Source organism: Streptomyces sp. NBC_00435, from assembly GCF_036014235.1.
Classification (GTDB): Bacteria; Actinomycetota; Actinomycetes; order Streptomycetales; family Streptomycetaceae; genus Streptomyces.
Genome location: NZ_CP107924.1, coordinates 3,298,269 through 3,323,459, shown reverse-complemented (window position 1 = coordinate 3,323,459; position 25,191 = coordinate 3,298,269). Strand labels below are relative to the sequence as shown.

21 protein-coding genes are annotated in these 25,191 nt (G+C 70.8%); 14 read left to right on the top strand and 7 right to left on the bottom strand.

The window, feature by feature from the left end; genetic code table 11:
* Nucleotides 1-76 precede the first annotated feature (76 nt).
* Entirely contained in the window at nucleotides 77-427 is a 351-nt protein-coding gene (locus OG389_RS15220; RefSeq protein WP_328299023.1) for a hypothetical protein, read from the top strand.
* Between the two features lie 166 nt (nucleotides 428-593).
* Here the strand turns inward: OG389_RS15220 and OG389_RS15215 are convergent, their stop codons facing one another.
* On the bottom strand, nucleotides 594-2,084 hold the full coding sequence (locus tag OG389_RS15215) for a peptide MFS transporter (protein ID WP_328299022.1): 1,491 nt from the start codon (nucleotides 2,082-2,084) through the stop codon (nucleotides 594-596).
* Between the two features lie 491 nt (nucleotides 2,085-2,575).
* Between OG389_RS15215 and OG389_RS15210 the strand changes: the two genes are divergently transcribed.
* Nucleotides 2,576-3,253: a response regulator transcription factor gene (locus OG389_RS15210; protein ID WP_125816630.1), complete on the top strand. Its 678-nt coding sequence runs from the start codon at nucleotides 2,576-2,578 to the stop codon at nucleotides 3,251-3,253.
* Nucleotides 3,254-3,283: 30 nt separating this feature from the next.
* Nucleotides 3,284-4,549: an ATP-binding protein gene (locus OG389_RS15205; RefSeq protein WP_328299021.1), complete on the top strand. Its 1,266-nt coding sequence runs from the start codon at nucleotides 3,284-3,286 to the stop codon at nucleotides 4,547-4,549.
* Here the strand turns inward: OG389_RS15205 and OG389_RS15200 are convergent.
* A complete protein-coding gene (locus OG389_RS15200; RefSeq protein WP_328299020.1) occupies nucleotides 4,546-5,079 on the bottom strand; it encodes a GtrA family protein in 534 nt (177 codons plus the stop codon). The two genes, OG389_RS15205 and OG389_RS15200, sit on opposite strands and share 4 nt — an antisense overlap.
* Nucleotides 5,080-5,144: 65 nt before the next feature.
* Here OG389_RS15200 and OG389_RS15195 point away from each other — a divergent pair, with 65 nt between their 5' ends.
* The 4 genes from OG389_RS15195 to OG389_RS15180 all read left to right on the top strand — a co-directional run bounded on the left by OG389_RS15195 (nucleotide 5,145) and on the right by OG389_RS15180 (nucleotide 9,407).
* Nucleotides 5,145-6,419 carry a 5-(carboxyamino)imidazole ribonucleotide synthase gene (locus tag OG389_RS15195; protein ID WP_443059280.1) on the top strand — a complete coding sequence of 425 codons (1,275 nt, stop codon included), beginning with the start codon at nucleotides 5,145-5,147 and terminating at the stop codon, nucleotides 6,417-6,419.
* Entirely contained in the window at nucleotides 6,416-6,952 is a 537-nt protein-coding gene (gene purE / locus OG389_RS15190) for a 5-(carboxyamino)imidazole ribonucleotide mutase (RefSeq protein ID WP_328299018.1), read from the top strand. Before OG389_RS15195 ends, purE begins: the two co-directional genes overlap by 4 nt.
* Complete coding sequence (locus tag OG389_RS15185; RefSeq protein ID WP_328299017.1) at nucleotides 6,949-8,178, top strand: dipeptidase; 1,230 nt, start codon at nucleotides 6,949-6,951, stop codon at nucleotides 8,176-8,178. The genes purE and OG389_RS15185 overlap by 4 nt, the downstream gene beginning before the upstream one ends.
* A gap of 152 nt (nucleotides 8,179-8,330) precedes the next feature.
* Nucleotides 8,331-9,407, top strand: coding sequence for a membrane dipeptidase (locus OG389_RS15180; protein WP_328299016.1), 1,077 nt, complete (start codon nucleotides 8,331-8,333; stop codon nucleotides 9,405-9,407).
* Here OG389_RS15180 and OG389_RS15175 read toward each other — a convergent pair.
* A complete protein-coding gene (locus tag OG389_RS15175) occupies nucleotides 9,404-10,720 on the bottom strand; it encodes a glycosyltransferase family 87 protein (protein ID WP_328299015.1) in 1,317 nt (438 codons plus the stop codon). The two genes, OG389_RS15180 and OG389_RS15175, sit on opposite strands and share 4 nt — an antisense overlap.
* Before the next feature lie 133 nt (nucleotides 10,721-10,853).
* Nucleotides 10,854-12,197: a UDP-glucose dehydrogenase family protein gene (locus OG389_RS15170; RefSeq protein ID WP_328299014.1), complete on the bottom strand. Its 1,344-nt coding sequence runs from the start codon at nucleotides 12,195-12,197 to the stop codon at nucleotides 10,854-10,856.
* A 204-nt stretch (nucleotides 12,198-12,401) separates the two neighbouring features.
* Here OG389_RS15170 and OG389_RS15165 point away from each other — a divergent pair, with 204 nt between their 5' ends.
* The 3 genes from OG389_RS15165 (at nucleotide 12,402) to OG389_RS15155 (ending at nucleotide 15,666) form a co-directional block, all read left to right on the top strand.
* Nucleotides 12,402-13,574: an acyl-CoA dehydrogenase family protein gene (locus OG389_RS15165; RefSeq protein WP_328299013.1), complete on the top strand. Its 1,173-nt coding sequence runs from the start codon at nucleotides 12,402-12,404 to the stop codon at nucleotides 13,572-13,574.
* 167 nt (nucleotides 13,575-13,741) lie between these two features.
* Entirely contained in the window at nucleotides 13,742-14,824 is a 1,083-nt protein-coding gene (locus OG389_RS15160) for an NDP-sugar synthase (protein ID WP_328299012.1), read from the top strand.
* 32 nt (nucleotides 14,825-14,856) lie between these two features.
* Nucleotides 14,857-15,666: a polyprenol monophosphomannose synthase gene (locus tag OG389_RS15155; protein WP_443059279.1), complete on the top strand. Its 810-nt coding sequence runs from the start codon at nucleotides 14,857-14,859 to the stop codon at nucleotides 15,664-15,666.
* 72 nt (nucleotides 15,667-15,738) lie between these two features.
* Here the strand turns inward: OG389_RS15155 and OG389_RS15150 are convergent, their stop codons facing one another.
* Entirely contained in the window at nucleotides 15,739-17,064 is a 1,326-nt protein-coding gene (locus tag OG389_RS15150) for an LCP family protein (RefSeq protein WP_328299011.1), read from the bottom strand.
* Between the two features lie 105 nt (nucleotides 17,065-17,169).
* Between OG389_RS15150 and OG389_RS15145 the strand changes: the two genes are divergently transcribed.
* From OG389_RS15145 to OG389_RS15135, 3 genes are all read left to right on the top strand, one after another.
* Entirely contained in the window at nucleotides 17,170-17,712 is a 543-nt protein-coding gene (locus OG389_RS15145) for an acyl-CoA thioesterase (protein ID WP_328299010.1), read from the top strand.
* A 193-nt stretch (nucleotides 17,713-17,905) separates the two neighbouring features.
* Entirely contained in the window at nucleotides 17,906-19,150 is a 1,245-nt protein-coding gene (locus tag OG389_RS15140) for an acyltransferase family protein (RefSeq protein WP_328299009.1), read from the top strand.
* Nucleotides 19,147-20,646, top strand: coding sequence for a glycosyltransferase family 39 protein (locus OG389_RS15135; protein WP_328299008.1), 1,500 nt, complete (start codon nucleotides 19,147-19,149; stop codon nucleotides 20,644-20,646). Before OG389_RS15140 ends, OG389_RS15135 begins: the two co-directional genes overlap by 4 nt.
* A gap of 60 nt (nucleotides 20,647-20,706) precedes the next feature.
* Here the strand turns inward: OG389_RS15135 and OG389_RS15130 are convergent, their stop codons facing one another.
* Entirely contained in the window at nucleotides 20,707-22,248 is a 1,542-nt protein-coding gene (locus OG389_RS15130; protein ID WP_328299007.1) for an LCP family protein, read from the bottom strand.
* A gap of 93 nt (nucleotides 22,249-22,341) precedes the next feature.
* On the opposite strand from OG389_RS15130, the gene OG389_RS15125 reads away from it, so the two are divergent.
* Complete coding sequence (locus OG389_RS15125) at nucleotides 22,342-23,382, top strand: glycosyltransferase family 2 protein (protein WP_328299006.1); 1,041 nt, start codon at nucleotides 22,342-22,344, stop codon at nucleotides 23,380-23,382.
* Nucleotides 23,383-23,482: 100 nt separating this feature from the next.
* On the opposite strand, the gene OG389_RS15120 is transcribed toward OG389_RS15125, so the two are convergent.
* The gene (locus OG389_RS15120) at nucleotides 23,483-24,964 is read right to left on the bottom strand and encodes an LCP family protein (protein ID WP_328299005.1); all 1,482 of its coding nucleotides are present in this window, start codon (nucleotides 24,962-24,964) and stop codon (nucleotides 23,483-23,485) included.
* Between the last annotated feature and the right edge of the window lie 227 nt (nucleotides 24,965-25,191).

Here is a 25,191-nt window from a genome sequence, read left to right as displayed (position 1 = left end):
GATCAAGTCCAGGTTCTGACCAAACCCGGAATCTTTCGGATCGGCTTTGTATCGAATCGGGGAATGGGAAAATCACATGAAGCTGAAATTTGCGCTTGTGGCCCTGGCCGCCGCCTCGGCGCTGAGCGTGCTCGGCGCGCCGGCGGCCTCCGCGGCTCCCGCCGGCGGGATCGACGGTGGCTGCAAGGCGACCGCGGACATGGACGGCCTGGGCCGCCCGAACGCCACGTCCAGGTGCTCCGGGCGCTTCGCCTCCGGCGCCCAGCACCGTGCGAAGATCATCTGTGACACGGTGCAGGGCGCCCGTGAGCACGTCGTGCGCCGGACCTACTACAGCGGTTGGACCTCCACCGGTGGGGCCGCGAAGGTCGGCTGCGGATTCAAGTCCTTCCTCGTCGGATTCGATTCCGAGGTGCGAGGCGCCTAATGTGTCGGTGAACTGCCGGAGGCCGGTGTGATGCCGCAATTCCGGGATTCGGCAGCAAGCGGATATGCGTGCGGTCGCGTGGAGGGGAATTCCGTGCGGGCGCGGGAAAAGGAACGGCCCGGCACGCCGAGTGGCGTGCCGGGCCGTCGCCCGTACGGGGGGTGCGTCAGTGCACGCCGCCCATGAGGGGCTGGACCTTCCTGCGGTACATGTAGATCGCGATGCCGGCGAGGGCGGCCAGCGCACCCTGGCTGGCGAACCAGCCCTGGGTGTCCGTCGGCGCGCCGATCAGCTGGAGCAGGGCGATCGCGGAGTCACCGGCGGTCACCGCGAGGAAGAAGACGCCCATCATCTGGGAGGCGTACTTCTGCGGGGCCAGCTTGGTGGTCAGCGACAGGCCGACGGGGGAGAGGCACAGCTCGCCGACCGTCTGGACGAAGTAGACGCCCACCAGCCACATCGGGCTGACCTTGCCGTCGGCCGCGAGGCCTTGGGCCATCATCATGATGCCGAAGGAGATGCCGATGATCACCAGCGCGAAGGAGAACTTGGCGAGGGTGCTCGGCTCCTTGGAACGGCGGTTCAGCGCGACCCAGACCCAGGCGAAGAGCGGTGCCAGGGCCATCACGAACAGCGGGTTCAGGGACTGGAACCAGCTCTCGGGGAAGTTGAAGCCGAAGAGGCTGCTCTCGGTGTTGTTCTTGGCGAACAGCGCGAGGGTCGAGCCGGTCTGGTCGTAGATCGCCCAGAAGATCGCGGCCGCGGCGAAGAACCAGACGTAGGCCGACATGCGGGACTGCTCGACCTGCGAGAGGTCCCTGTCGCGCTTGATGCGCAGGATCGCCCACGCCGGCAGGACGAGACCGGCGATGGTCAGCGGCCACAGGGCGTAGTTGATCGTGAAGATGCCGGCCAGGCCGATGATCGCGTAGGCGGCGACGGCGACGCCCAGCCAGATCAGGCCCTTCTTGATGACCGAGGACTTCTCGTCGGCGCTCAGCGGGCTGGGGACCTGGTTCGAGACCGGGTTCAGGTAGCGGAAGCCGAAGAAGTAGCAGGCGAGGCCGAGGGCCATGCCGACACCGGCCATGGCGAAGCCGATGTGCCAGTTGATCTCCTGGCCGACCCAGCCGATGGTCAGCGGGGCGACGAAGGCACCGAGGTTGATGCCCATGTAGAAGATCGTGAAGCCACCGTCACGGCGGGGGTCGTTCTTGTCCTTGTACAGCTGGCCGACCATCGTGGAGATGTTGGCCTTCAGCACGCCGGAACCGGCGGCGATGAGCGCCAGGCCGATGAAGAACGAGATGGTCGCCGGCACGGCCAGCAGGAAGTGGCCGACCATGATCACGACGCCCGCGACGGCGACGGCCTTGCGGGCGCCCCAGACGCGGTCGCCCAGCCAGCCGCCCGGAAGGGCGAGCAGGTACACCATCGCGTTGTAGACGGAGTAGATCGCGACCGCGGTCGCGTCCTTCATCCCGAGTCCACCGTCGGCCACGTTCGTGGCCAGGTAGAGCACGAGCAGGGCGCGCATGCCGTAGAAGCTGTAGCGCTCCCACATCTCGGTCATGAAGAGGAAGGCCAGGCCGGTGGGGTGGCCGAGGAAGGTCTTCTCTCCGGTACCGGCCGAGTCCTTCGTCAGGCTGGAAGCCATCGTCGATCCTTGTTCTGCTCGGGACGCGCGGCTTCGTGAGCTCCACGGCGCCCGGTGAGGGGTGGCCGGTACCGGCAGCGGCTGTCCCGACCCCACGCCGGGGGGCCTCGCTCCGCGGGGGCGAAGACGAAGGGACATCCGTAACCGGGATCCACGCCCGCCGCGCTCCATCGCGCGAAGGGCCCGGCCCATAGGTCATTCACTGCTGTCCGGCCCGGAACGGGCGCTGTGACAACAATGCCTGTCCGATCAGGACAGAAATAAAGACTTCCGGCTGGTTTTGGCACGAAAGTCTCTGAGGTAGTGCATCAGGCGTCTCGACACCATACGACACGACAGTGGCGCATATGAAAGTACTTGAGATATGGATCACAGGCTTCAGTGGAACCGAATGGCTACATTCGAAGGCTGTCAGTAGTTCATGATCCCAGTTCCACAGGGGTCCGCAGGCGGGCCTCTTCTTTCCTCCGGCGCGGACTACCATCACCCACATGACGCGTGTACTGCTCGCCGAGGACGACGCATCCATCTCGGAACCCCTGGCCCGCGCCCTGCGCCGGGAAGGGTACGAGGTCGAGGTCCGGGAGGACGGCCCCACCGCCCTGGACGCGGGACTGCAGGGCGGCGTCGATCTCGTCGTCCTGGACCTGGGCCTGCCGGGCATGGACGGCCTGGAGGTCGCCCGCCGGCTGCGCGCCGAGGGCCACGGCTTCCCGATCCTGGTCCTGACCGCCCGCGCCGACGAGGTCGACACGGTCGTCGGCCTGGACGCCGGCGCCGACGACTACGTGACCAAACCCTTCCGCCTCGCCGAACTGCTCGCCCGGGTCCGGGCCCTGCTGCGGCGCGGCGCCAACGAGGCCTCCCAGGCCCCCGCCACCCACGGGGTCCGCATCGACGTCGAATCGCACCGGGCGTGGATGGGGGAGGAGGAGCTCCAGCTCACGGCCAAGGAGTTCGACCTGCTGCGCGTCCTGGTCCGCGACGCCGGCCGGGTCGTCACCCGCGACCAGCTGATGCGCGAGGTCTGGGACACCACCTGGTGGTCCTCCACCAAGACCCTCGACATGCACATCTCCTGGCTCCGCAAGAAGCTCGGCGACGACGCGGCGAACCCCCGCTACATCGCCACCGTCCGCGGGGTCGGCTTCCGCTTCGAGAAGAGCTGAAACCGCCCGCTCTAGGGCATTCTCTAAGCCATGCGCCGCCGCCTGATCAACTCCACGCTCGCCGTGGTGCTCGTCGTCATCGCCGTGTTCGGGGTCTCCCTCGTCATCGTCGAGACCCGGACCATCACCAGCAGCGCCCAGGACGGCATCGAGTCCGAGGCGCTGCGACTGGTGGGCATCGTGGAGAGCGACGTCCTGGAGAACAAGCCGGTCGACGCCGAGGCGCTCGCCGAGCACCTCGAATCCGACCGGTACGCGCGCATCACGGTCCCCGGCCGGCCCCCGGTCGAGGTCGGAGCGCGCATCGCCGACAGCGTCATCCGGGGCACCGCCCACGGGGAGCAGGGCGAGGTCGTGGTCGTGGAGCAGTCCCGCTCCACCATCACCAAGGAGGTCGGGCGGACCCTGGCCGTGGTCGGCGCCGTCGCGCTGCTCGCCGTCGTGGCGGCCGTCCTGCTCGCCGTACGCCAGGCCAACCGGCTGGCCTCCCCGCTCACCGACCTCGCCGAGACCGCCGAGCGCCTGGGATCGGGCGACCCGCGGCCCCGCCACAAGCGGTACGGGGTCCCCGAGCTGGACCGGGTCGCGGACGTACTGGACTCCAGCGCCGAGCGGATCGGCCGGATGCTCACCGCCGAGCGCCGGCTGGCCGCGGACGCCTCGCACCAGCTGCGCACCCCGCTCACGGCCCTGTCGATGCGGCTGGAGGAGATCACCGTCACCGACGACCTGGAGACCGTACGGGAGGAGGCGACGATCGCCCTCACCCAGGTGGAGCGGCTCACGGACGTGGTGGAGCGGCTCCTGACGAACTCCAGGGACCCCCGTACGGGCTCGGCCGTCCCCTTCGACCTGGACGAGGTCGTCAAACAGCAGCTGGAGGAGTGGCGCCCCGCCTACCGCAGCGCCGGGCGGGCCATCGTCCGCTCCGGGAAGACGGGCGTACGGGCCGTGGGCACCCCGGGCGCCGTCTCCCAGGTACTGGCGACCTTGGTGGAGAACTCCCTGATGCACGGTGGCGGCACCGTGGCCCTGCGGACCCGGGTGATCGGGAACCAGGCCGTCCTGGAGGTCACGGACGAGGGGCCGGGGGTCCCGCCGGACCTCGGCAACCGGATCTTCGAGCGGGCCATCAGCGGACGCAATTCCACCGGGATCGGCCTCGCCGTGGCCCGGGACCTCGCCGAGGCGGACGGCGGCCGCCTGGAACTGCTCCAGACGCAGCCGCCGGTCTTCGCCCTGTTCCTCAGCCGGACGGCGCCGCATCGCGCCGAGCCGGAACAGACGGTCCGCTAGTTCGCGGCGGTCTCCGGGGTCCGGGCCGGGGCGTCGGTCTGGCCGTCACGCTGCTCGACGACCAGCGAGGCCGCGGGGGCCACGGGCAGGGCCTTGAAGACCCAGGTCCGGTAGGACCAGAAGCGGAACACGGTGGCGATGCCGATGCCGGCGAACTTGAAGAAGTTCGAGGCGAGCGGCCCGTCCCAGTGGAAGCCGTAGGTGGCCGCGAACAGGATGCCGTTCTCGATGACCAGCCCGATCGCGCTGAACGCGATGAACAGTCCGACCTCACGGGTGCGCCCGGCCCCGGTGCGGTCGGCGCGGTCGCGGTAGGCGAAGTAGCGGAAGCCCAGGTAGTTCGTGACGATGGCGACCAGCGTCGCTATCACGCTCGCGCGCACCACCTGCAGGTCGGTGACGTTGCGAATCAGGTTGAAGACGCCCAGGTTGACCAGGACGCCCAGTCCGCCGACGGCCCCGAACTTGGCTATCTCGCGCACGAGCCCGCGCACGCGGTCGAGGATGGATCCGTTCTCCGGCTTGCTCATATGAGGCTTCAGTCCTGTCCTTCGGGCCTCCGTGTGAGGCTTCACGCGTTTACCGCTGCGCATCCATGCTAAGTGTCGCCCCGCCGGTACGTCTGCGCCTTCGGACGCCGTGCGACACACGGCACACCCACCGCCCCGGACGCCACCTACCGGCCAGGGGCACGTCCGTATGGCGGAATACCGCCGGATACCCTGGTGGCGTGACGTTCCCGGTAGTCGGCATGGTCGGCGGCGGACAGCTCGCCCGCATGACCCACGAGGCGGGTATCCCCCTCGGCATCAGATTCAAGATCCTCAGTGACACCCCACAGGACTCGGCGGCCCAGGTCGTGAGCGACGTCGTCATCGGCGACTATCGCGATCTGGAGACCCTGCGCGCCTTCGCGCGCGGCTGTGACGTGATCACCTTCGACCACGAGCACGTGCCCATCGAGCACCTGCGGGCCCTGGAAGCGGACGGCATCCCCGTCCGCCCGGGGCCCGACGCGTTGGTGCACGCCGCGGACAAGGGGGTGATGCGCGCCAAGCTCGACGAGATCGGCGCGCCCAGCCCCCGCCACCGGATCGTGAGCGATCCGGCGGACGCGGCGGCCTTCGCCGAGGAGGTCGGCGGTTTCCCCGTCATCCTCAAGACGGTGCGCGGCGGGTACGACGGAAAGGGCGTGTGGTTCGTCCGCACGCCGGCGGACGCCGAGGCCCCGTTCAAGGCGGGTGTCCCGGTCCTGGCCGAGGAGAAGGTGGACTACGTCCGCGAGCTCGCGGCCAACATCGTGCGCTCCCCGCACGGCCAGGCGGTGGCCTACCCCGTCGTGGAGTCCGTCCAGGTGGACGGGGTCTGCGACACGGTGATCGCCCCCGCGCCCAACCTCTCCGAGGCCCTCGCCGGCGAGGCCCAGGCCCTCGCCCTGCGCATCGCCAAGGAACTCGGCGTGACCGGCCACCTGGCCGTGGAGCTCTTCGAGACCACCGACGGCCGGATCCTGGTCAACGAGCTGGCGATGCGCCCGCACAACAGTGGCCACTGGACCCAGGACGGTGCCATCACCTCCCAGTTCGCCAACCACGTACGGGCCGTCCTGGACCTCCCCCTCGGCGACCCGCGCCCCCGCGCCCGCTGGACGGTCATGGCGAACGTGCTCGGCGGTGACTACCCCGACATGTACGCGGCGTACCTGCACTGCATGGCCCACGACCCCCAGCTGAAGATCCACATGTACGGCAAGGACGTGAAACACGGCCGCAAGGTCGGCCACGTCAACACCTACGGCGACGATCTGGACGATGTGCTGGAGCGCGCACGTCACGCAGCCGGCTACCTCAGAGGAACCATCCAAGAATGAGCACCTCCGCAGCAGCTCCCGTCATCGGCATCGTCATGGGCTCCGACTCCGACTGGTCCGTCATGGAGGCCGCCGCCCAGGCCCTCGACGAGTTCGAGATCCCCTACGAGGTCGACGTGGTCTCCGCGCACCGGATGCCGCGCGAGATGATCGCGTACGGGGAGCGGGCCGCCGACCGCGGTCTGAAGGCGATCATCGCGGGCGCGGGCGGTGCCGCCGCCCTGCCGGGCATGCTCGCCTCCGTCACCCCGCTGCCGGTCATCGGCGTGCCCGTGCCGCTGAAGTACCTCGACGGCATGGACTCGCTGATGTCGATCGTCCAGATGCCCGCCGGAGTTCCCGTCGCCACCGTCTCGATCGGCGGCGCCCGCAACGCCGGCCTGCTGGCCGTGCGGATGCTGGCCGCGCACGACCCGGAGCTGCTGGGCCGGGTCAACGACTTCATGCAGGACCTCAACGACCAGGCCACCGAGAAGGGCAAGCGGCTGCGTACGAAGGTCGCGGGCCAGGACTCCTTCGGATTCGGCAAGTGACCCCCGCCAGCGGCGGTGCCACGGGCGTCACGGACGCCGCCCGGTACCTGGACGCCGCGCGCGAACTGCTCGCCGAGCACCCGGTCGTCGACGGGCACAACGACCTGCCCTGGGCGTTGCGCGAGACCGTGCGCTACGACCTGGACCGGCGGGACATCGGCCGCGACCAGAAGGGCCACCTGCACACCGACATCCCCCGGCTGCGCGCCGGCGGGGTGGGTGCGCAGTTCTGGTCGGTCTACGTGCGCTCCGACTACGCGGGCGACGACGCCGTCAGCGCCACCCTGGAGCAGATCGACGTCGTCTCCCAGCTGATCGACCGTTACCCGCGCGACCTGGTGCGGGCGCTGACGGCCGACGACATGGAGGCGGCCCGCGCCGAGGGCCGGATCGCCTCGCTGATGGGCGCCGAGGGCGGGCACTCCATCAACAACTCGCTCGCCACCCTGCGCGCCCTGCACCAGCTGGGCGTGCGGTACATGACGCTCACGCACAATGACACCATCGACTGGGCGGACTCGGCGACCGACGAGCCCCGGCACGGCGGCCTGAGCGACTTCGGCCGCGAGGTCGTCCGCGAGATGAACCGCGTCGGCATGCTCGTCGACCTCTCGCACGTGGCCGCGACCACGATGCGCGACGCGCTCGCCGTGTCGGCCGCGCCCGTGGTGTTCTCGCACTCCTCCGCCCGGGCGGTCTGCGACCACGTGCGCAACATCCCCGACGACGTGCTGGCGCTGCTGCCGGCCAACGGCGGGGTCGCGATGGCCACCTTCGTGCCGAAGTTCATCCTCCCGGCGGCCGTCGAGTGGACCCTGGCGGCCGACGAGAACCTGCGCGCGCACGGCTACCACCACCTCGACACCACTCCCGGGGCGATGGCCCTGCACCAGGCCTTCGAGGCGCAGCGCCCGCGCCCGGTGGCCACGGCCGCCACGGTCGCCGACCACCTGGACCACATGCGCGAGGTGGCCGGAGTCGATCACATCGGCATCGGCGGGGACTACGACGGCACCGCCTTCACCCCGGCCGGGCTCGAGGACGTGGCGGGGTACCCGAACCTGGTGGCCGAGCTGCTGGCACGCCGCTGGTCCAGGGCCGACCTGGCCAAGCTGACCTGGTCGAACGCGGTACGTGTGCTGCGCGACGCCGAAGCGGTGGCGCGCGAGCAGTCGGCTTCCCGGGGCCCGTCCAACGCGGTGCTCCCGGCGCCCGCTCCCTCCTGACCGGCCCGCCCGGCGGATCCGGCGCATGGGGTGTGACCTGCCGGTTACACCCGAACGCCACATCCGCCGGGCGCCTGCGGCGTCCCACATGTCACGGTGGCAACATCTTCCCCTGCTTCTCTCCCGCTGCCGCCGAGACCGGAGCACATGCCATGGCCGACCTGCAGGACGAACCGCACACGAGCCCGGTGACCCCCGCGGGCCCCGGCTCCCTCGGAGCCGAGGACGTCCCCGGCACCCCGTCGCAGGGCGCCCTGGAACGGGCCGCCGCACTGCTCAGCGTCCATCCCGTCGCGGATGGCTGCAACACCCTCGTTTGGACCCTTCGCGAGAGTCCGTACCACGACATCGAGACCTCGGACACGGGCGTCGACACCGACATCCCGCGGCTGCGCGCCGGGGGAGTGGGCGCGCAGTTCTGGTCGCTGCTCATGCCGCGAGAGGCCGCGGCCGCCGACCGGGTGGTGTCCGACACCCTCGAACAGATCGATGCGGCGCTGGCCCTGATGCGCCGCTACCCCGACAGCCTCTGCCTCGCACTGACCGCCGACGACCTGGCCGACGCCCGCAACCGGGGCCGCATCGCCTCGTTCCTCGGCCCCGTGCCCGGCCGGACCCTGACGGATTCGCTCGGCGCGCTGCGCGCCTTCCACGCGCTGGGCGTACGCATCCTCGCGCCGGCCGGGGTCCCGTGGGCGATGGAGGGCCTCACGGCCTTCGGCCACGAGGTGGTGCGGGAGATGAACCGGCTGGCGATGCTGCTGGACCTCACCGGCTGCCCACCGGCGGCGGCCTGCCAGCTCGCCGCGGCCTCCAAAGCGCCGGTGATCATCTCGCAGACGGCCGCGGCGGCGCTCAATCCGCATCCGGCCAACGTCACCGACGAGGTGCTGCTCGCGCTGCGCGCGGCGAACGGCCTGGCGATGATCAGCTTCGACACCGCGCTCACGGGGGACTCGCTGCACGCGGTGGCGGACCACGTGGAGCACGTACGGGCGGTCGCGGGCCCGCACTGCGTGGGCCTGGGAGCCGGCTTCGGCGCCGAGCCGGGGATCCCGCGGCCGATGGGCCTGACCGATCCCTCGGGCTACCCGCGGCTCGTCGCGGAACTGCTGGAGCGGGGCTGGCCGGAGACCGACCTGGCGCTGCTGACCTGGGGCAACGCCCAGCGGGTGCTGCGGGACGCGGAGTTCACCGCCCGCGCCGCGCAGCACCGTAGGACGGCCTAACCGGCCCGGCCGCCCACGGCCTGGACGCCCGCCGGGACCCCGGTCCCGGTCGGGGGCGCCGGGGCGGCGGTGGGGCCGGGCCGCGGCGGTGCGGTCACGCTGGCCCGCCACAGGCGTACGCACGACAGGACGGCGGCCCAGGCCAGCAGGCCGTTGCGGACGCAGAGCAGGAGCGTGCCGAAGAGCGTGCCCGGGAGGATCTGCGAACTGTAGGTCAGCGGGTAGATGATCGTGCTGAGCGCGGTGGCGGCGACGATCAGCCAGGCGACCGGGCGCTGGGTGGTGTGCCGGCAGGTCAGGCAGACGGCCGCGAGGCCGACCAGCCAGATCAGGTACTGCGGGCTGAGGACGCGGCTGGTGATGGTGAACACCAGGATCGCGCACAGCGCCGCGTCCAGCGGGGTCGCGGTCGACCAGCGCCGGGCCTTCACGCGCCACAGCAGCAGCCACGCGAACCCCACCAGCGTGAGCAGGACGGAGAGCAGGGCGACGCTGGAGACGTACGGGCCCAGGTACTCGTAGGCGCCGTAGCGGACCTCGATCTTCCCCGACCAGGCGCCGACGAGCTTGCCGAGCATCAGGGCGGAGCCGCCGAGGGACTCGACCTGGATGCCGCGATTGCCCTGGTTGCCGAGGAAGCCGAGGGTGTCGCGGAAGAACAGCGCGAGCACGGCGAGCAGCGCGGCCGAGGCCGCCAGGGCCGCGACGACCGCGTCGCGGGTGGTCCGGCCGCGCGGGGTGCCGATCAGGGTGAGCAGCGGCCACACCTTGACCAGGGCGCCGACGCCGGCGAGGACGCCGCCGAGCTTGCGGCGGAAGCGCAGGCACAGCAGCGAGCCGACGGCGAGCAGGGTGACCTGGAGGTCGTAGCGGCCGAAGGGCAGCGACAGCAGCAGCGGCAGGGTGGTCAGCCACAGCACGGCGCCGGCCTTGCTGCCGTCGGGGCGGCGGGCGGCGCGGACCAGGCCGACGGCGATGAGGGCGTCGCAGACCACGGTCAGTGCGACGAAGGCCTGGAAGTAGCTGAAGAAGGGCAGCAGGTCGGGAGAGAGGAAGATGGCCGCCGCGGCCGGCGGGTACTGCCACATGACGTCGTTGTGCGGCATCGTCCCGGTGATGAGGACGTCGTACCAGTTGTTGTAGGTCTCGGTGATCTCCACCCGGACCGAAGAGGTACCGCGGAGGTTCACCACGAGGAGGAAGACCATCAGCGCCCGGGTGACCAGCCAGAACGCCGCCATGGCCAGGTGACCGGCGCGCCCTCGCAGGGCCTCGTCGACGGATCGGGCAGGAGAACTGCTCGTACTGGTCATCGGCGGTGAGTCTAGCCAGCCAACGATGACGGCTTGTCGACTGGCGACAAAGAACCTGTAACGAGATACGGGGCCCGGCATTCCGTAACGGGCCCCGTGCGAGGCCCGCCCCGGAGGCACGGGCGGCCCCCCATCAGGCGCGCGGGCGGCCCATCGCGCGGTAGGTCCAGCCCGCCGCGCGCCAGCGCAGCGGATCGAGGGCGTTGCGGCCGTCGAGGATCAGGCGGTCGGTGACGACGTCGCCGAGCGCGGCCGGGTCGAGGTCGCGGAACTCGCGCCATTCGGTGAGGTGGAGGACGACCTCGGCGCCGCGGGCGGCGCCGAGCGCGGAGTCCGCGTAGCCCAGGGTGGGGAAGACCTTGCGGGCGTTGTCCATGCCCTTCGGGTCGTAGACCGTCACCTGGCCGCCCTGGAGGTGGATCTGGCCGGCCACGTTCAGGGCGGGGGAGTCGCGCACGTCGTCGGAGTCCGGCTTGAAGGTGGCGCCGAGGACGGCGACGCGCTTGCCCAGGAAGGAGCCGCCGACCGCGTCGCGGGCGAGCTCGACCATGTGGCCGCGGCGGCGCATGTTGATGGAGTCGACCTCGCGGAGGAAGGTCAGGGCCTGGTCGGCGCCGAGCTCGCCGGCCCGCGCCATGAAGGCCCGGATGTCCTTGGGGAGGCAGCCGCCGCCGAAGCCGATGCCCGCGCGCAGGAACTTCTTCCCGATCCGCTCGTCGTGGCCGATGGCCTCGGCGAGCTTGACCACGTCGCCGCCGGCGGCCTCGCAGACCTCGGCCATGGCGTTGATGAAGGAGATCTTCGTGGCGAGGAAGGAGTTGGCGGCGGTCTTGACGAGCTCGGCGGTGGGGAAGTCCGTGACGATCAGGGGGGTGCCCTCGCCCATGGGGGTCGCGTAGACCTCGCGCAGGAGCTTCTCGCCGCGCTCGCCCTGGACGCCGACGACGATCCGGTCGGGGTGCAGGGTGTCCTGGACGGCGAAGCCCTCGCGCAGGAACTCCGGGTTCCAGGCCAGTTCGACCTCGTCGCCGGCCGGGGCGAGCGCCGTCAGCTTCGCGGCGAGGCGCTCGGCGGAGCCGACGGGGACGGTGGACTTGCCGACCACCAGCGCGGGGCGGGTCAGGTGCGGGGCGAGCGACTCCATCGCGGAGTCGACGTAACTCATGTCACACGCGTACTCGCCGTGCTTCTGCGGGGTGTTCACGCAGACGAAGTGCACGTCACCGAAGGCACCGGCCTCCTCCCACGAGGTGGTGAAGCGCAGCCTGCCGGTGGAGCCCGGCAGCCCGGCCACATGGGTGGCCAGCAGCTCCTCCAGTCCGGGCTCGTACATGGGCACGCGCCCCGAGGCGAGCATCGCGATCTTCTCCGGCACCACGTCCAGCCCGAGCACCTCGAACCCCAGCTCGGCCATCGCCGCGGCGTGGGTCGCGCCGAGGTATCCGGTGCCGATCACGGTGATCTTGAGGGGGGCCATACGTGCTCCTGGAGGTGCGGGGCCGTTTACGGCCACTGAGCATAGTCGCGCCGGTCAGGGGGCACGCTCGGCGGGAACACCGCAGGTGTCCGGGTTGTCACGCAGCTCACGTGCGCGGTACGTACCGCTGCCGGGGCGCCGGACACTAAGATTGGGTTACTTAACGGTAGTTAGCATCGCGCACCACTTGGGGAGTGAGACATCTTGGCGGGTTCTGCCGACTTCGACCTGTACCGTCCGGCCGAGGAGCACGACATGCTCCGCGAGTCCGTCCGTGCGCTCGCCGAGGCGAAGATCATGCCCTTCGCCGCCGCGGTCGACGAGGAGTCCCGCTTCCCGCAGGAGGCCCTCGACGCCCTGGTCGCCAGCGACCTGCACGCCGTCCACGTGCCCGAGACCTACGGCGGCGCCGGCGCCGACGCGCTCGCCACCGTGATCGTGATCGAGGAAGTGGCCCGCGTCTGCGCCTCCTCCTCCCTCATCCCGGCCGTCAACAAGCTCGGCTCCCTCCCGGTGATCCTCTCCGGCTCCGAGGAGCTCAAGGCGAAGTACCTCGGCCCGCTGGCCAAGGGCGACGCGATGTTCTCGTACGCGCTCTCCGAGCCGGACGCCGGCTCCGACGCCGCCGGAATGAAGACCCGCGCCGTACGCGACGGGGACTTCTGGGTCCTCAACGGCGTCAAGCGCTGGATCACCAACGCGGGCGTCTCCGAGTACTACACGGTCATGGCCGTCACCGACCCGGAGAAGCGCTCCAAGGGCATCAGCGCCTTCGTCGTGGAGAAGGGCGACGAAGGCGTCTCCTTCGGCGCCCCGGAGAAGAAGCTCGGCATCAAGGGCTCCCCGACCCGCGAGGTCTACCTCGACAACGTGCGCATCCCCGCCGACCGCATGATCGGCGCCGAGGGCACCGGATTCGCCACCGCGATGAAGACCCTCGACCACACCCGGATCACCATCGCGGCCCAGGCGCTCGGCATCGCGCAGGGCGCCCTGGACTACGCCAAGGGCTACGTCCAGGAGCGCAAGCAGTTCGGCAAGCCGATCGGCGACTTCCAGGGCGTCCAGTTCATGCTCGCGGACATGGCCATGAAGATCGAGGCCGCCCGCCAGCTGACCTACGCGGCCGCCGCCCGCTCGGAGCGCGTCTCCGCCGGGGGCGCCCACGAGGACCTCACCTTCTTCGGCGCCGCGGCCAAGTGCTTCGCCTCCGACGTGGCCATGGAGGTCACCACCGACGCGGTCCAGCTGCTCGGCGGCTACGGCTACACCCGCGACTACCCGGTGGAGCGCATGATGCGCGACGCGAAGATCACCCAGATCTACGAGGGCACCAACCAGGTCCAGCGGATCGTCATGGCGCGGAACCTTCCGTAACGACCGCGCACAGCGCGAACACCGAGGCCTCCGGCAGCTGCCGGAGGCCTCGCTGTCCGTCCGGGGCGGCGGGCCCCGGGGTGGGATCGCTTACCTTCGGTGATTCCGCTTCTCCGGGTGGGCTAAATTTGAACCTTCGTACGCCGGAAACTGTTCGGGGAGAAGAAATGACGGAAGCGATCCTGCTGGTCGGTGGGCAGGGGACGCGACTGCGCCCCGTCACGGTCAACACCCCCAAGCCGATGGTCCCGGCCGCGGGCGTGCCGTTCCTCGCCCATCAGATAGCCAGGGCCGCCGCCGCGGGCGTGACCCACGTGGTCATGGCCACCTGCTACCTGGCCGAGGTGTTCGAGCCCTACTTCGGTGACGGATCCGCCTTCGGCCTCACCCTCGAGTACGTCGTCGAGGACGAACCGCTCGGCACCGGCGGCGCCATCCGCAACGCCGCGCAGCGCCTGACCGGCGGCCCCGACTCCCCGGTCCTCGTCTTCAACGGCGACATCCTGACCGGCCTGGACATAGCCGGCCTGGTCGAGTCCCACCGGACGGCCGACGCCGACGTCTCCCTGCACCTCGTGCGGGTCGAGGACCCCCGCGCGTTTGGCCTGGTGCCCACCGACTCCGACGGGCGGGTGCTGGCCTTCACCGAGAAGCCGCAGACCCCCGAAGAGATCATCACCGACCAGATCAACGCCGGCTGCTACGTCTTCCGCCGCAGCGTGATCGACTCCATCCCCGCCGGCCGGCCCGTCTCCGTGGAGCGCGAGACCTTCCCCGGCCTGCTCGCCTCCGGCGCCAGGCTGCACGGAGTCACCGAGGACACGTACTGGCTGGACCTCGGCAAGCCCGAGTCCTTCGTCCAGGCCTCCGCGGACCTCGTCCGCGGCGTCGTCTCCTCCCCGGCCGTCCCCGGCCCCCGCGGCGAGTCCCTGGTCCTGCCCGGCGCACTGGTCGCCGACGGCGCGAAACTGACAGGCGGTACCGTGGTGGGCGCCGGAGCCCGGATCGAGGCGGGAGCCGTCGTCCAGGGTTCCATCGTGCTGGACGGCGCGACCGTCGGCCCGGACACGCATGTCAACGCCAGCCTCATCGGTGCCGGCGCCCATGTGGGACCGCGCACCGTCCTGGACGGAGCGGTCATCGGTGACGGCGCCGTCGTTGGCGCCGACAATGAACTCCGCGCGGGCGTCAGGGTGTGGTGCGAGGCCGAAGTACCGGCCGGGGCAGTCCGCTTCTCCTCCGACCGCTGACCAACTTCAGTCTTCAGTGAGGCATTGACCCTGTGACAGGCGAACAGCAGACCCCCCGCGCGACCGACGTCGCGTCCACGAAGCTTCCCGACACCTGGGCGCACACCCCGCTCACCGTGGTGATGCCCACGTACAACGAAGCGGGCAACCTGCCGGGCATGGTCGAGCTCCTGATGGGCCTCGACCAGCCGGGCCTGCGCCTCCTCGTCGTCGACGACTCCTCGCCCGACGGCACCGGCAAGATCGCCGACGAGCTCGCGGAGGGCCACCTCACCGCGGACGGCAAGCCGCGGATGTCCGTCCTGCACCGCACCGCCAAGGACGGCCTCGGCCGTGCCTACGCGGCCGGCATGGCCAAGGCCGTCGAGGACGGCGCCCAGTACGTGCTCCAGATGGACGCGGACGGCTCCCACCCGGCCGGCAAGATCGCCGAGATGCTGGGCGTGGCCCTGTCCACCGACGCGGGCCTCGTCGTCGGCAGCCGCTACGTTCCCGGCGGCACCCTGTCCGAGGCCTGGGGTGCGCACCGCAAGCTGCTCTCCCGCTGGGCCAACGCCTACGCGAGCACCATCCTGGGCACCCGCGTGCGCGACATCACGGGCGGCTTCAACCTGTGGAGCGCCGAGGCGCTGAAGGCGATAGACCTGGCCTCGGTCGGCAGCGCGGGCTACAGCTTCCAGGTGGAGATGAAGTTCAAGGCGCTGCGCCGCGGCTTCCAGGTGATGGAGGTCCCGATCCACTTCGAGGACCGCACCGTCGGTGAGTCCAAGATGAACTTCGCGGTCCAGCTGGAATCGATCGCCATGCCGTGGAAGCTGCGCGCCCGCGCCGGCAAGCGCTGACCCGCACGCGGCAGGGAAGAACGGCAAGCGAAAGGGGCACCCCCTCGGGGGTGCCCCTTTCGCGTAAGCCGCTCACTGCCCCCGGACGGTGACCTTCTCGTCGTTCTGGATCTGCTTGACCAGCTGCTGCACCTTCGCCTTGTCCCAGACGAGGTTGCCGCCGCGCTGCCCGGAGATCGGCATGTTCATGGAGACGCCGTCACCGCCGCTGATGCCCTTCATCGCGAAGAACATCGACCCCATGTCCCACAGGCCCATGTCCTTGTCCACGATCAGCGTGTCCAGGCCCGCCCCCAGCATCGGGTACAGCGCGAAGGGGTTGAGGATCGTCGACGGGGTCGCCGCCTGGCTCGCCAGCGCCGACAGGAACTTCTGCTGGTTCTTCGTCCGCTGCAGGTCCGACTCGGCGAAGGCGTAGCGGGTGCGTACGTAGGCCAGCGACTGCTCACCGTTGAGGGTCTGGGTGCCCTCCTTGAAGTCGGCTCCGGACTTCTCGTCCTTGAACCCCTTCTCGATGTTCAGCTCCACCCCGCCCAGCGCGTCCACGATGTTCGCGAAGCCGGCGAAGCCGATCTCCGCGTAGTGGTCGATGCGCAGGCCGGTGTTGAACTCCACCGTCCGCACCAGCAGCTCCGGGCCGTCCTCGGCGTAGGCCGCGTTCAGCTTGGTCCGCTTGCCCGTGCCCGCGAACTTCTTGCCCGACTCCGAGCCGACGAAGGAGGGGATCTCCACATCCGAGTCGCGCGGCAGCGAGATCATCGTGTTCCCGCTGGAGCACTTCGCCAGGATCATCATCGAGTCGGTCCGCTTGCCCTCGGCGGAGCCCGTGTGGAGCTTCTTCTTCTCCTCGTCGGACATGCCCTCGCGGCTGTCGGAGCCCACGATCAGGTAGGTCGTGCAGTCGCCCTCCTTCGGGCGCTCGATGACCTTGGAGAGGTCGACCTCGCGGCGCACGTTGGAATCGGCCCAGAAGTACGTGCCGACGCCCGTCACCAGCAGGCCCGTGACCAGCACGATCGACCCGATCTTGATCCGCCTGCGCCAGTCCGGGGCCGGCCCGGAAGGTCCCGCCGGTCCCCCCGGGTCGCCCGGGGGGCGCCTGCGCGGCCCGGACGGCGGCTGTGCGCCGCCGTGACCGCCGCCGTAGACCTGGCCGGTGTTGTACCCGCTGTCGTACGAGCCGTCCTGCTGCCCGGGCACGTACGCCGGCTGCGCCGGGCCGCGCGGCGGCTGCTGCGGCCGCGCCGGCTGCTGCCGGGACGCCTGGGGGCCAGGCCGCTGGACGTGCCGCATCCGCTGCGCGCCTTCCGGCTGCGCCTGCTCGCTGCCGCGCCCGTACCCGTCATCGCGGCGGCCGCGCCCGCTCTGCTCGCCGCTCCACCCGTCCCAGTCGCTCATGTGCCAAGAATGCCTGGCCGGGCGTGTCGCGGAACAGCCCGGGCGCGCATTCGTTCCGGTGCTGTTGCAGAGCTGATGCCCGCGCACCGCACTTAAGGTGGCTGTATGACAGAGATACCGGGCGAGCTGGGCGGAAAGCCGATCTCGGCTTCCCGCACCACCCTCAGCCACATCATGACCGCCAACGACACCAATCTCCTCGGTACCGTGCACGGCGGCGTGATCATGAAGCTGGTGGACGACGCGGCCGGCGCCGTGGCCGGCCGCCACTCCGGAGGCCCGGCGGTCACCGCTTCCATGGACGAGATGGCCTTCCTCGCCCCGGTCCGCGTCGGCGACCTCGTCCACGTGAAGGCCCAGTGCAACTGGACCGGCCGCTCCTCGATGGAGATCGGCGTACGCGTCCTCGCGGAGCGGTGGAACGAGTCCACCCCCGCCACCCAGGTCGGCAGTGCCTACCTCGTCTTCACGGCCGTCGACTCCGAGGGCAAGCCCCGCACGGTCCCGCCCGTCCTGCCGGAGACCGAACAGGACGAGCGGCGCAACCAGGAGGCCCAGATCCGCCGTACCCACCGCCTCGCCCGCCGCCGGGCCATCATGGCGCTGCGCGAGGAGCGGACGGCCCAGGGCTTCGACGGCGACTCCTGAGGCGATGTGCGGGGGCCGCGCCGCCGGCTCCCGCGGGTCGCCCGCGCACTGAGTTCTGCCTCACTCCTGGAAACGAGCGCCTGACCTCGCCACGGGCCCCGCGTAGACTGATCAGCTGACGTTCGGCTTGGCTCGGCTCACCGGGCGGATCGACGTGGCCCTTGAACCGGCTCTGCTGCGGAGAAACTCCTCTATGTCGACGGTAATACCGCCCCATTCGGCAATACCGCCCCATTCGGCGCCGGACACCAACGCGCCCCACGTTCCGCATCCCCAGTCGGCACCCGCCCCGGCCGGTGGCGGTCGGCGCGCACGGCTGCGGGCCCTGGACGGCCTGCGCCTGGTGGCCGCGCTGATGGTGGTCGCCTTCCACTGGACCGGCGTCAACCGCATGTCCGACGTCTGGAACGGCGTCCCGCAGAAGCTCGTACCGGATCTGCACCGCTTCACCGCGTACGGCTTCCTCGGCGTCGAGCTCTTCTTCCTGATCAGCGGCTTCGTCATCTGCATGTCCTGCTGGGGCAAGACGCCCCGGCAGTACTTCACCTCCCGGGTCGTGCGGCTCATGCCCGCGTACTGGGTCGCGATCATCCTCACGATGCTCGTGGTGAACTACGCGGCGTCGGCACGCGACCGGCACATCAGCATGACCGACGTGCTCTCGAACTTCACGATGCTCCAGCAGCCGCTGGGCGTCTCCGAGGTCGACCCCGCCTACTGGACCCTCTGGGTCGAGCTGCGTTTCTACCTGCTGTTCGCCGTCGTCGTCGCGCTGGGCGTCACCTACCGCCGCGTGGTGGCCTTCTGCGGGATCTGGATGATCCTCGCGGTGGTCGCGGGCCAGACCGACAGCGCGCTGCTGAAGATGTTCGTGATGCCGGAGTACGCCGCGTACTTCATCGCCGGTGTGGCCATGTTCCTGATCTACCGCTTCGGAGCGAACTGGCTGCTCCTGGGCATCGTCGGGTTCTCCTGGCTGGTGGCGCAGCACATGCTGCTGGGCACGAGGGACAGCTACCAGTACGGCGTCATGCACTCGCTGAGCTGGACCGTGATGGCAGGCTTCTCCCTCGTCGCCTTCGGCGTGATGCTCGCCGTGGCCCTGGGAGCCTTCGACCGGATCCAGTGGAAGTGGCTGACCGTCGCGGGCGCGCTCACCTACCCCGTGTACCTGCTGCACCAGGAGATCGGCCTCGCGCTGATCCACTGGGGCCGCGAGCACGGCATCGCCATCAAGGTGATCCTGCCCGCCACCCTGGCCATCGTGCTCCTGCTCGCGTGGATCGTGCACCGGTACGCCGAGCGGCCGCTGTCGGCGCTCCTGAAGCGGATGCTCGAATCCCCCGGTCTCGCCCTGCCGAAATCCGATCCACCGGTACGCGACCGCCCGGCGGAGCGCGAGCGCAAGGCGATGAACTCGGCGGGTAGCGCGCGATGAGCACCAGGACCCGACCCTCCACGACCGGCCGGACCACCCCCGGAGCGCACTCCGCCGCCGCCCCCGGGCCCGCCCGTCAGCCCGACTGGCTGTGGGCCGCCGCACTGACCCTCGTGGTCGCCGTCGTGGGCAGCGGCACCCCGCTGTTGTGGCGCGACGAACTCGCCAGCTGGAACGCCGCCGTCCGCAGCACCGGCGACCTGATCGGCATGCTGGGGCACGTCGACGCCGTCTCCGGCCTCTACTACCTGCTGCTGCACGCCTGGACGTCCGTCTTCGGCGACTCCGAGGCCATGCTGCGGATGCCCTCGGCCATCGCCATGGCCGGAGCCGCCGCCTTCGCCGTGCTGACCGCCCGCACGGCGTTCGACCGCCGCACCGCCGTCTTCACCGGCCTGCTCTTCGCCCTGATCCCGTCCGTCACCCGCTACGGACAGGAAGCCCGCTCCTACGCCTTCGTGGTGCTCGCGGTCACCGCCGCGACCTGGCTGCTGCTGCGGGCGCTGGAGCGGTCCACCCCGGCCCGCTGGGCCCCGTACGCCGTCGCGGTCACGGCGGCCGGGCTGTTCCACATCGTCTCGCTGCTGTTCCTGCTGCCGCACGCCCTGATCGTGCTCCTGCGCTGGTGGAGCGACCGGCGCGGGCGCACCCTCGTGGGCTTCACGGTGACGGTGGCGCTCGCCCTGGTGCCGGTGGTTCCGCTGGTGCTGCTGGGGCAGCGGCAGGTGGGCCGGCAGATCAGCTGGATCAAGACCCCGCACCTGCGCAGCATCGCGGACGTCTGGAACGCGCTGTTCGGCTCCCCGCTCGTCGCCCTCGCCGTCATCGGGCTGGCCCTGCTCCCGCTCGCGTGGCCCCGGGGCCGCCGGCGGGCGCTGGAACTGCTGCTCGTCGGCGCGGTCCCGATCCTGGCGGACTGGGTGGTCTCCCAGGGCAGCACCTCGTACTTCATGGACCGCTACCTGCTCTTCACGATGCCCGCGTGGGTGGTCCTCGCGGCAGCCGGCCTGGCAGCCCTGCGGCCCCGGCCGCTCGGCGTGGCCGGCCTGGCCGCGGTGATCCTCCTCGGCCTCCCCGACCAGCGCCAGATCCGTACGGAGACGGTGAAGAACGGCGTCGAGGGCGAACAGGCCGCGCGGATCATCGCCAAGGGCTACCGCCCCGGAGACGGCTTCGTCCCGGTCCGCGGCGCCGACAGCGTGTACATGGTCGACTTCCAGGTCGAATACGCCCTGCCGGACCGGGTCGAGCTGCGCGACGTGTTCGCGGAGCGCTCGGGGGTGGCGAACGACGACCTGTTCCCGGTGGAGTGCAAGCAGGCCGAACAGTGCCTCGGCACCACGCAGCGGATCTGGGTGGTCACCTGGAGCGGTACGGAGAACCCGTACCACAAGCTCCCGAAGGACCAGGCCGCCGCGCTGGAGAAGCACTACAAGGTCGTCCAGACGACCAAGGCGCACGGCTTCCAGGTCACCCTGGTCGAGCGCGTCCGCTAGGCCGGGCCGGACCCGGGCGGGACCCGGGCGGGGTCACTTCCCGCCCGGGCCGCGCCGAGGTCACTTCGCGCACACCACCTGGTCACCGGTGACCACACCGAACTCGCCCTGGTACGGGTCCTCCGCGCGGACCGCCACCACCTTGCGGTAGTCCGCGCCCGCGATCACCACCACGGTCCGGCCCTGCCCCGGCACGGCCCGCAGCTCGCTGCCGGGCAGCGCGGTGGAGACCGTACGGGCCGACCGGTCCCAGCGCGGGTCGTACGTGATCACCGTGCGCTTGACCTCGCGGCTCGCGCCGTTCCCCGGAGCACGAGTGGTGTCGAAACCGGTGGCGCGCAGCGCCGAGTCCACCCGGGTGCCCAGCCCGTCGATCCGGGTGCCGTTCTCCACCTGCACCCGCACCTGCTGCGGAGCCACGTCCACCGGCACCGCCGGCGGCTGGTGCGCCGCCCGGCCGGGGGCGGGCGCCGGGGCCAGCGGGCGGTCGTCCCGCAGCGCCTCGAAGAGCTTCGCGGCCTTGCCCTCGTCCCACTTCACCGTGGAGCCGAGCCCCTTGACCGGGAACGAGGCGTTGCCGATGGGCACCGAGGCGAACTCCGAGGAGGACGGGGTGAAATCGCGCATCGCCTGCCCGAGCGCCAGCATCTGCTCCGAGCCGAAGCCCTTGTCGGCCCGCACCGAGCCCAGCAGGGTGGAGCTGACCTCCTTGAACTTGACGGGGTTGAGCAGGACCCCGCCGCCGGTGGCCTGTTTGATCAGGGCGGCGATGAACCGCTGCTGACGCTGCATCCGGCCGAGGTCCGAGGCCCCGTCGACATGGCGCGAGCGCACGTACTGCAGGGCCTGGCCGCCGCTCAGCCGGTGGGTGCCGGGGAGCAGGTCGAGGCCCGTGTTGGGGTCGTGCATGGTCTTGGCGGTGCAGATCTCCACGCCGCCCATGGCGTCGACCGTCCTCATGAAGCTGGTGAAGTCGACCTCCAGGTAGTGGTCGATCTTCACGCGGGTCATGTTCTCCACCGTGCGCACGGTCAGGTTGGGCCCGCCCTCGGCGTACGCGGCGTTGAGCTTCACCGGGTGGGGCCCGTGCGGCTTCCCGTCGGTCTCGTCCAGGTGCGCGGGCAGTTCCACGTAGCTGTCGCGGGGGAGGCTGATCACACTGGCCCGGGCCCGGTCCGCCGAGAGGTGGACCAGCATGACGGTGTCGGTGCAGTGGCAGGGCGCACCGCCGAGGCGGTACTCGCGCTTCTCCTCGGCGGTGATCTTGTCGCGGCCGTCGGTGCCGACGAGCAGGAAGTTCACCCCGTGCCCGGCCTGCGGGCGGTTCTTCATGTCCTTGAAGGGGTCAACCCGCTGGATTCCGGTGTCCAGCCCGGTCATCACGGCGTGCCCGATGGCCCCGGAGCCCAGGACGACCACCGACAGGCCGGCCGCGATCCGGACCCCCCAGCGCGGTCTGTCCGACCGGCGCCGGACCTGACCGTCGGCCCGCGACGGCCCGCCGGACCGGGCAGCGGGCAGGGCGGGTCGGGTGGGACGGTGCGGCTGGGGCACGGGGGACACCTCGCACGTTCGGCTGATTCTTCGGAGCAGTAGGCCCATACGATCAGCCTCTGTCCGTACCGCTCATCCGGCGCGCACCCGGGTCCCCCGTACGCGGTAACGTGACACCGATACCCGACCTTGAAGGACCACATGCCCGCCCAGCAGCCCGCAGTTTCGGTGATCATGCCGGTACTCAACGAGGAGCGCCACCTGCGCGACTCGGTCCGCCACATCCTCGGACAGGAGTACGGGGGTGAGATGGAGGTGGTGATCGCGCTCGGGCCGTCCACGGACCGCACCGACGAGATCGCCGCCGAGCTCGTACGCGAGACGGCGTCCAGTGAACGAGCCCGCGTCCACACCGTGCCGAACCCCACCGGCCGCACCCCCGCCGCCCTCAACGCGGCCATCCAGGCCTCGCGCCACCCGATCGTGGTGCGCGTGGACGGCCACGGCATGCTCTCCCCCAACTACATCGCCACCGCGGTCCGGCTCCTGGAGGAGACCGGGGCGCAGAACGTCGGCGGCATCATGCACGCCGAGGGCGAGAACGCCTGGGAGGACGCCGTCGCCGCCGCGATGACCTCGAAGATCGGCGTCGGCAACGCGGCCTTCCACACCGGCGGCGAGGCCGGTCCGGCCGAGACCGTCTACCTCGGTGTGTTCCGCCGCGAGGCCCTGGAGGCCGCCGGCGGGTACAACGTGGAGTTCATCCGCGCCCAGGACTGGGAGCTGAACTTCCGCATCCGCGAGGCCGGCGGACTCATCTGGTTCTCGCCGGAGCTCAAGGTCCAGTACCGTCCGCGGCCCTCCGTGCGGGCGCTCGCCAAGCAGTACAAGGACTACGGGCGCTGGCGCCACGTGGTGGCCCGCTACCACGCGGGCTCCATCAACCTGCGCTACCTCGCCCCGCCGGCCGCCGTCTGCGCGATCGCGGCAGGCCTGGTCGTCGGCGCGGCCGTCACCCCGTGGGCCTTCGCGGTCCCGGCGGGCTACCTCGCGGCGATCGCCGCCGGGTCGGTCCCGGCCGGCAAGGGCCTCTCGCTCAAGGCCCGTGCGCAGATCCCCGTGGCCCTGGCGACCATGCACATGTGCTGGGGCTTCGGCTTCCTGACCAGCCCGCGCTCGCTGGCCGCCAAGGTCATCGCGAGCCGCCGCCCGTCGGTGCGCCGGGACCCCGCCGGGCGCTGAGCCACCGGGGCGCTCGGCCCCGTACGCACGAGAAAGGGGTGACCCGGTCCTCAGCGGACCGGGTCACCCCTTTCTTACGCCACCGGGTGGTGCCGGTGCGTCAGCTCCAGCGGTAGGGCCCGTACACGTCCATGCAGCCGGTGTCCGAGCCGTTGAGCGCGTCGGCGCTCTCCGGGACCGAGCCGGCCTCGGGCGTGGCCTGCTGCGGGAAGACGTTGCCCTCCCGCCAGTCCGCGCCCACCACGACGGTGACCGCGGACACCGTGGACGACTTCTGCACGGCGGTGGCGGGCACCCCGAGCGCCGCCGCCACGCCCTGCGCGTCGGCCGCCTGGGCGTCCGTGGCGTACCGGACGAGCGTGGTCTTCTCCGGGGTGAGCGTGTTGTCCGCCTTGGCCTGGGTGAAGCCCTTGGAGACCAGCTGGCCGGCGATGGACGTGGCCCGCTTGGCCACCGGAGCCGCCCCGACCCCCGTGCCGTTGACCACGTGCACGGCGATCTTCGCCGGGTCGGCGGGCGGGGCCGTGGAGGGCCCGGTGGCCGGCGCCGACGGGGAACTGCCGGGCTGGCCGCTCTGGGCCGGGGCGGCCGGGTCGCCGTTGGCGTCCAGGGCGACGTCCTTGCGGAGCATCGTCCACATCTTTTCGGCGTCCGTGTTGTTGATGACCAGCCGGTCCTTGTCCGACGGAGCCTGCAGCACCGGGATCGTGGCCATCGTGATGCGGTTGACCGGTACGTCCTTGAGCGTGAGGCTGAGGTCGAGGAGCTTCTTGACCGACCCGATCTCCTCCGAGACCTTCAGCGCCTTCGTCGCCGCCTCCGCCAGGTTCGTGAGCCGGGGGAGGTCGGTGAAGGCGTTCTGGCTCTTGAGCCCGCGCATCATCGAGTTCATGTACATGTGCTGCGCCTTGGCCCGGCCGAGGTCACTGCCGAAGGCGTGCCGGGTGCGCAGCCACTGCAGGGCCTGCTGGCCCTGGACCTTGGTGGTGCCCGCCTTCAGCTTGAGGCCGGAACCGCCCGTCCCCGAGCCCGGCTTCGACGTGTCGAAGACGTTCTGGTTGACGCAGACGTCGACGCCGCCGATGGCGTCGGCCATGCTCACGACACCGGTGAAGTCGATCATCATCCAGTGGTCGATGTAGACGTTGGTCAGCTTCTCCCAGGTGGCCAGGGTGCATCCGGGACCCCCGCGCGCGAGGCTCTCGTTGATCATCGTCCTGGTGGCTTTGAACTTCTCGCCCGACTTGGGATCGGTGCATTCCGGTATGTCCACGAGGGTGTCGCGGGGAACGGAGGTGACCGAGGCGTTCTTCCGGTCGGCGGATATGTGGATCAGCATCTGCACGTCGGCCCGAGCTTGGGCGCCGATCATGTCCCAGCCCCCGCCGAGTTCCGCGTTCGCCTCGTCGCGGGCGTCGGAGCCGAGCATCAGGATGTTGATCGGCCGTCGGCCGGCGGCGTCCGCCTCGGTCCTCGCGACCCCGCTGTCACCGCTCAGGCGCTGGCCGCTGCGGATGTTGGCGTTGAGGTGGCGGTAGTAGAGGTAACCGGCCGCCGCCGTGCCGAGTACGAGCAGCGCCACGATGGAGGCGGTCCAGCGCAGTACGCGCCGCCGTCCGCTCCGGTTCGGACGCCGGCCGTTCCCGCTCCCTCGCCCGCCGCCGCGGCGGCCGGAGCCGGACCGCGGTGGGGGTACGACGCCGTTCGCCGTCGGGCGGCTGCCGGATATGCCGTCTCCGACATGCCCCGGCGACCCCTCCCCCTGCACGCTGCTGTGCCTCACGCGTCCCCCCTCAAGATCAATCTGTG

Excerpts from the sequence above, each read along its gene's own strand:
- OG389_RS15215 (WP_328299022.1), bottom strand. The coding sequence starts at position 2,084 with ATGGCTTCCAGCCTGACGAAGGACTCGGCCGGTACCGGAGAGAAGACC.
- OG389_RS15170 (WP_328299014.1), bottom strand. The coding sequence starts at position 12,197 with ATGGCCCCCCTCAAGATCACCGTGATCGGCACCGGATACCTCGGCGCG.
- purE (WP_328299018.1), top strand. The coding sequence starts at position 6,416 with ATGAGCACCTCCGCAGCAGCTCCCGTCATCGGCATCGTCATGGGCTCC.
- OG389_RS15220 (WP_328299023.1), top strand. The coding sequence starts at position 77 with ATGAAGCTGAAATTTGCGCTTGTGGCCCTGGCCGCCGCCTCGGCGCTG.
- OG389_RS15150 (WP_328299011.1), bottom strand. The coding sequence starts at position 17,064 with ATGAGCGACTGGGACGGGTGGAGCGGCGAGCAGAGCGGGCGCGGCCGC.
- OG389_RS15125 (WP_328299006.1), top strand. The coding sequence starts at position 22,342 with ATGCCCGCCCAGCAGCCCGCAGTTTCGGTGATCATGCCGGTACTCAAC.
- OG389_RS15135 (WP_328299008.1), top strand. The coding sequence starts at position 19,147 with ATGAGCACCAGGACCCGACCCTCCACGACCGGCCGGACCACCCCCGGA.
- OG389_RS15205 (WP_328299021.1), top strand. The coding sequence starts at position 3,284 with ATGCGCCGCCGCCTGATCAACTCCACGCTCGCCGTGGTGCTCGTCGTC.
- OG389_RS15200 (WP_328299020.1), bottom strand. The coding sequence starts at position 5,079 with ATGAGCAAGCCGGAGAACGGATCCATCCTCGACCGCGTGCGCGGGCTC.
- OG389_RS15210 (WP_125816630.1), top strand. The coding sequence starts at position 2,576 with ATGACGCGTGTACTGCTCGCCGAGGACGACGCATCCATCTCGGAACCC.
- OG389_RS15130 (WP_328299007.1), bottom strand. The coding sequence starts at position 22,248 with ATGGGCCTACTGCTCCGAAGAATCAGCCGAACGTGCGAGGTGTCCCCC.
- OG389_RS15195 (WP_443059280.1), top strand. The coding sequence starts at position 5,145 with ATGCTAAGTGTCGCCCCGCCGGTACGTCTGCGCCTTCGGACGCCGTGC.
- OG389_RS15145 (WP_328299010.1), top strand. The coding sequence starts at position 17,170 with ATGACAGAGATACCGGGCGAGCTGGGCGGAAAGCCGATCTCGGCTTCC.
- OG389_RS15180 (WP_328299016.1), top strand. The coding sequence starts at position 8,331 with ATGGCCGACCTGCAGGACGAACCGCACACGAGCCCGGTGACCCCCGCG.
- OG389_RS15160 (WP_328299012.1), top strand. The coding sequence starts at position 13,742 with ATGACGGAAGCGATCCTGCTGGTCGGTGGGCAGGGGACGCGACTGCGC.
- OG389_RS15175 (WP_328299015.1), bottom strand. The coding sequence starts at position 10,720 with ATGACCAGTACGAGCAGTTCTCCTGCCCGATCCGTCGACGAGGCCCTG.
- OG389_RS15140 (WP_328299009.1), top strand. The coding sequence starts at position 17,906 with ATGTCGACGGTAATACCGCCCCATTCGGCAATACCGCCCCATTCGGCG.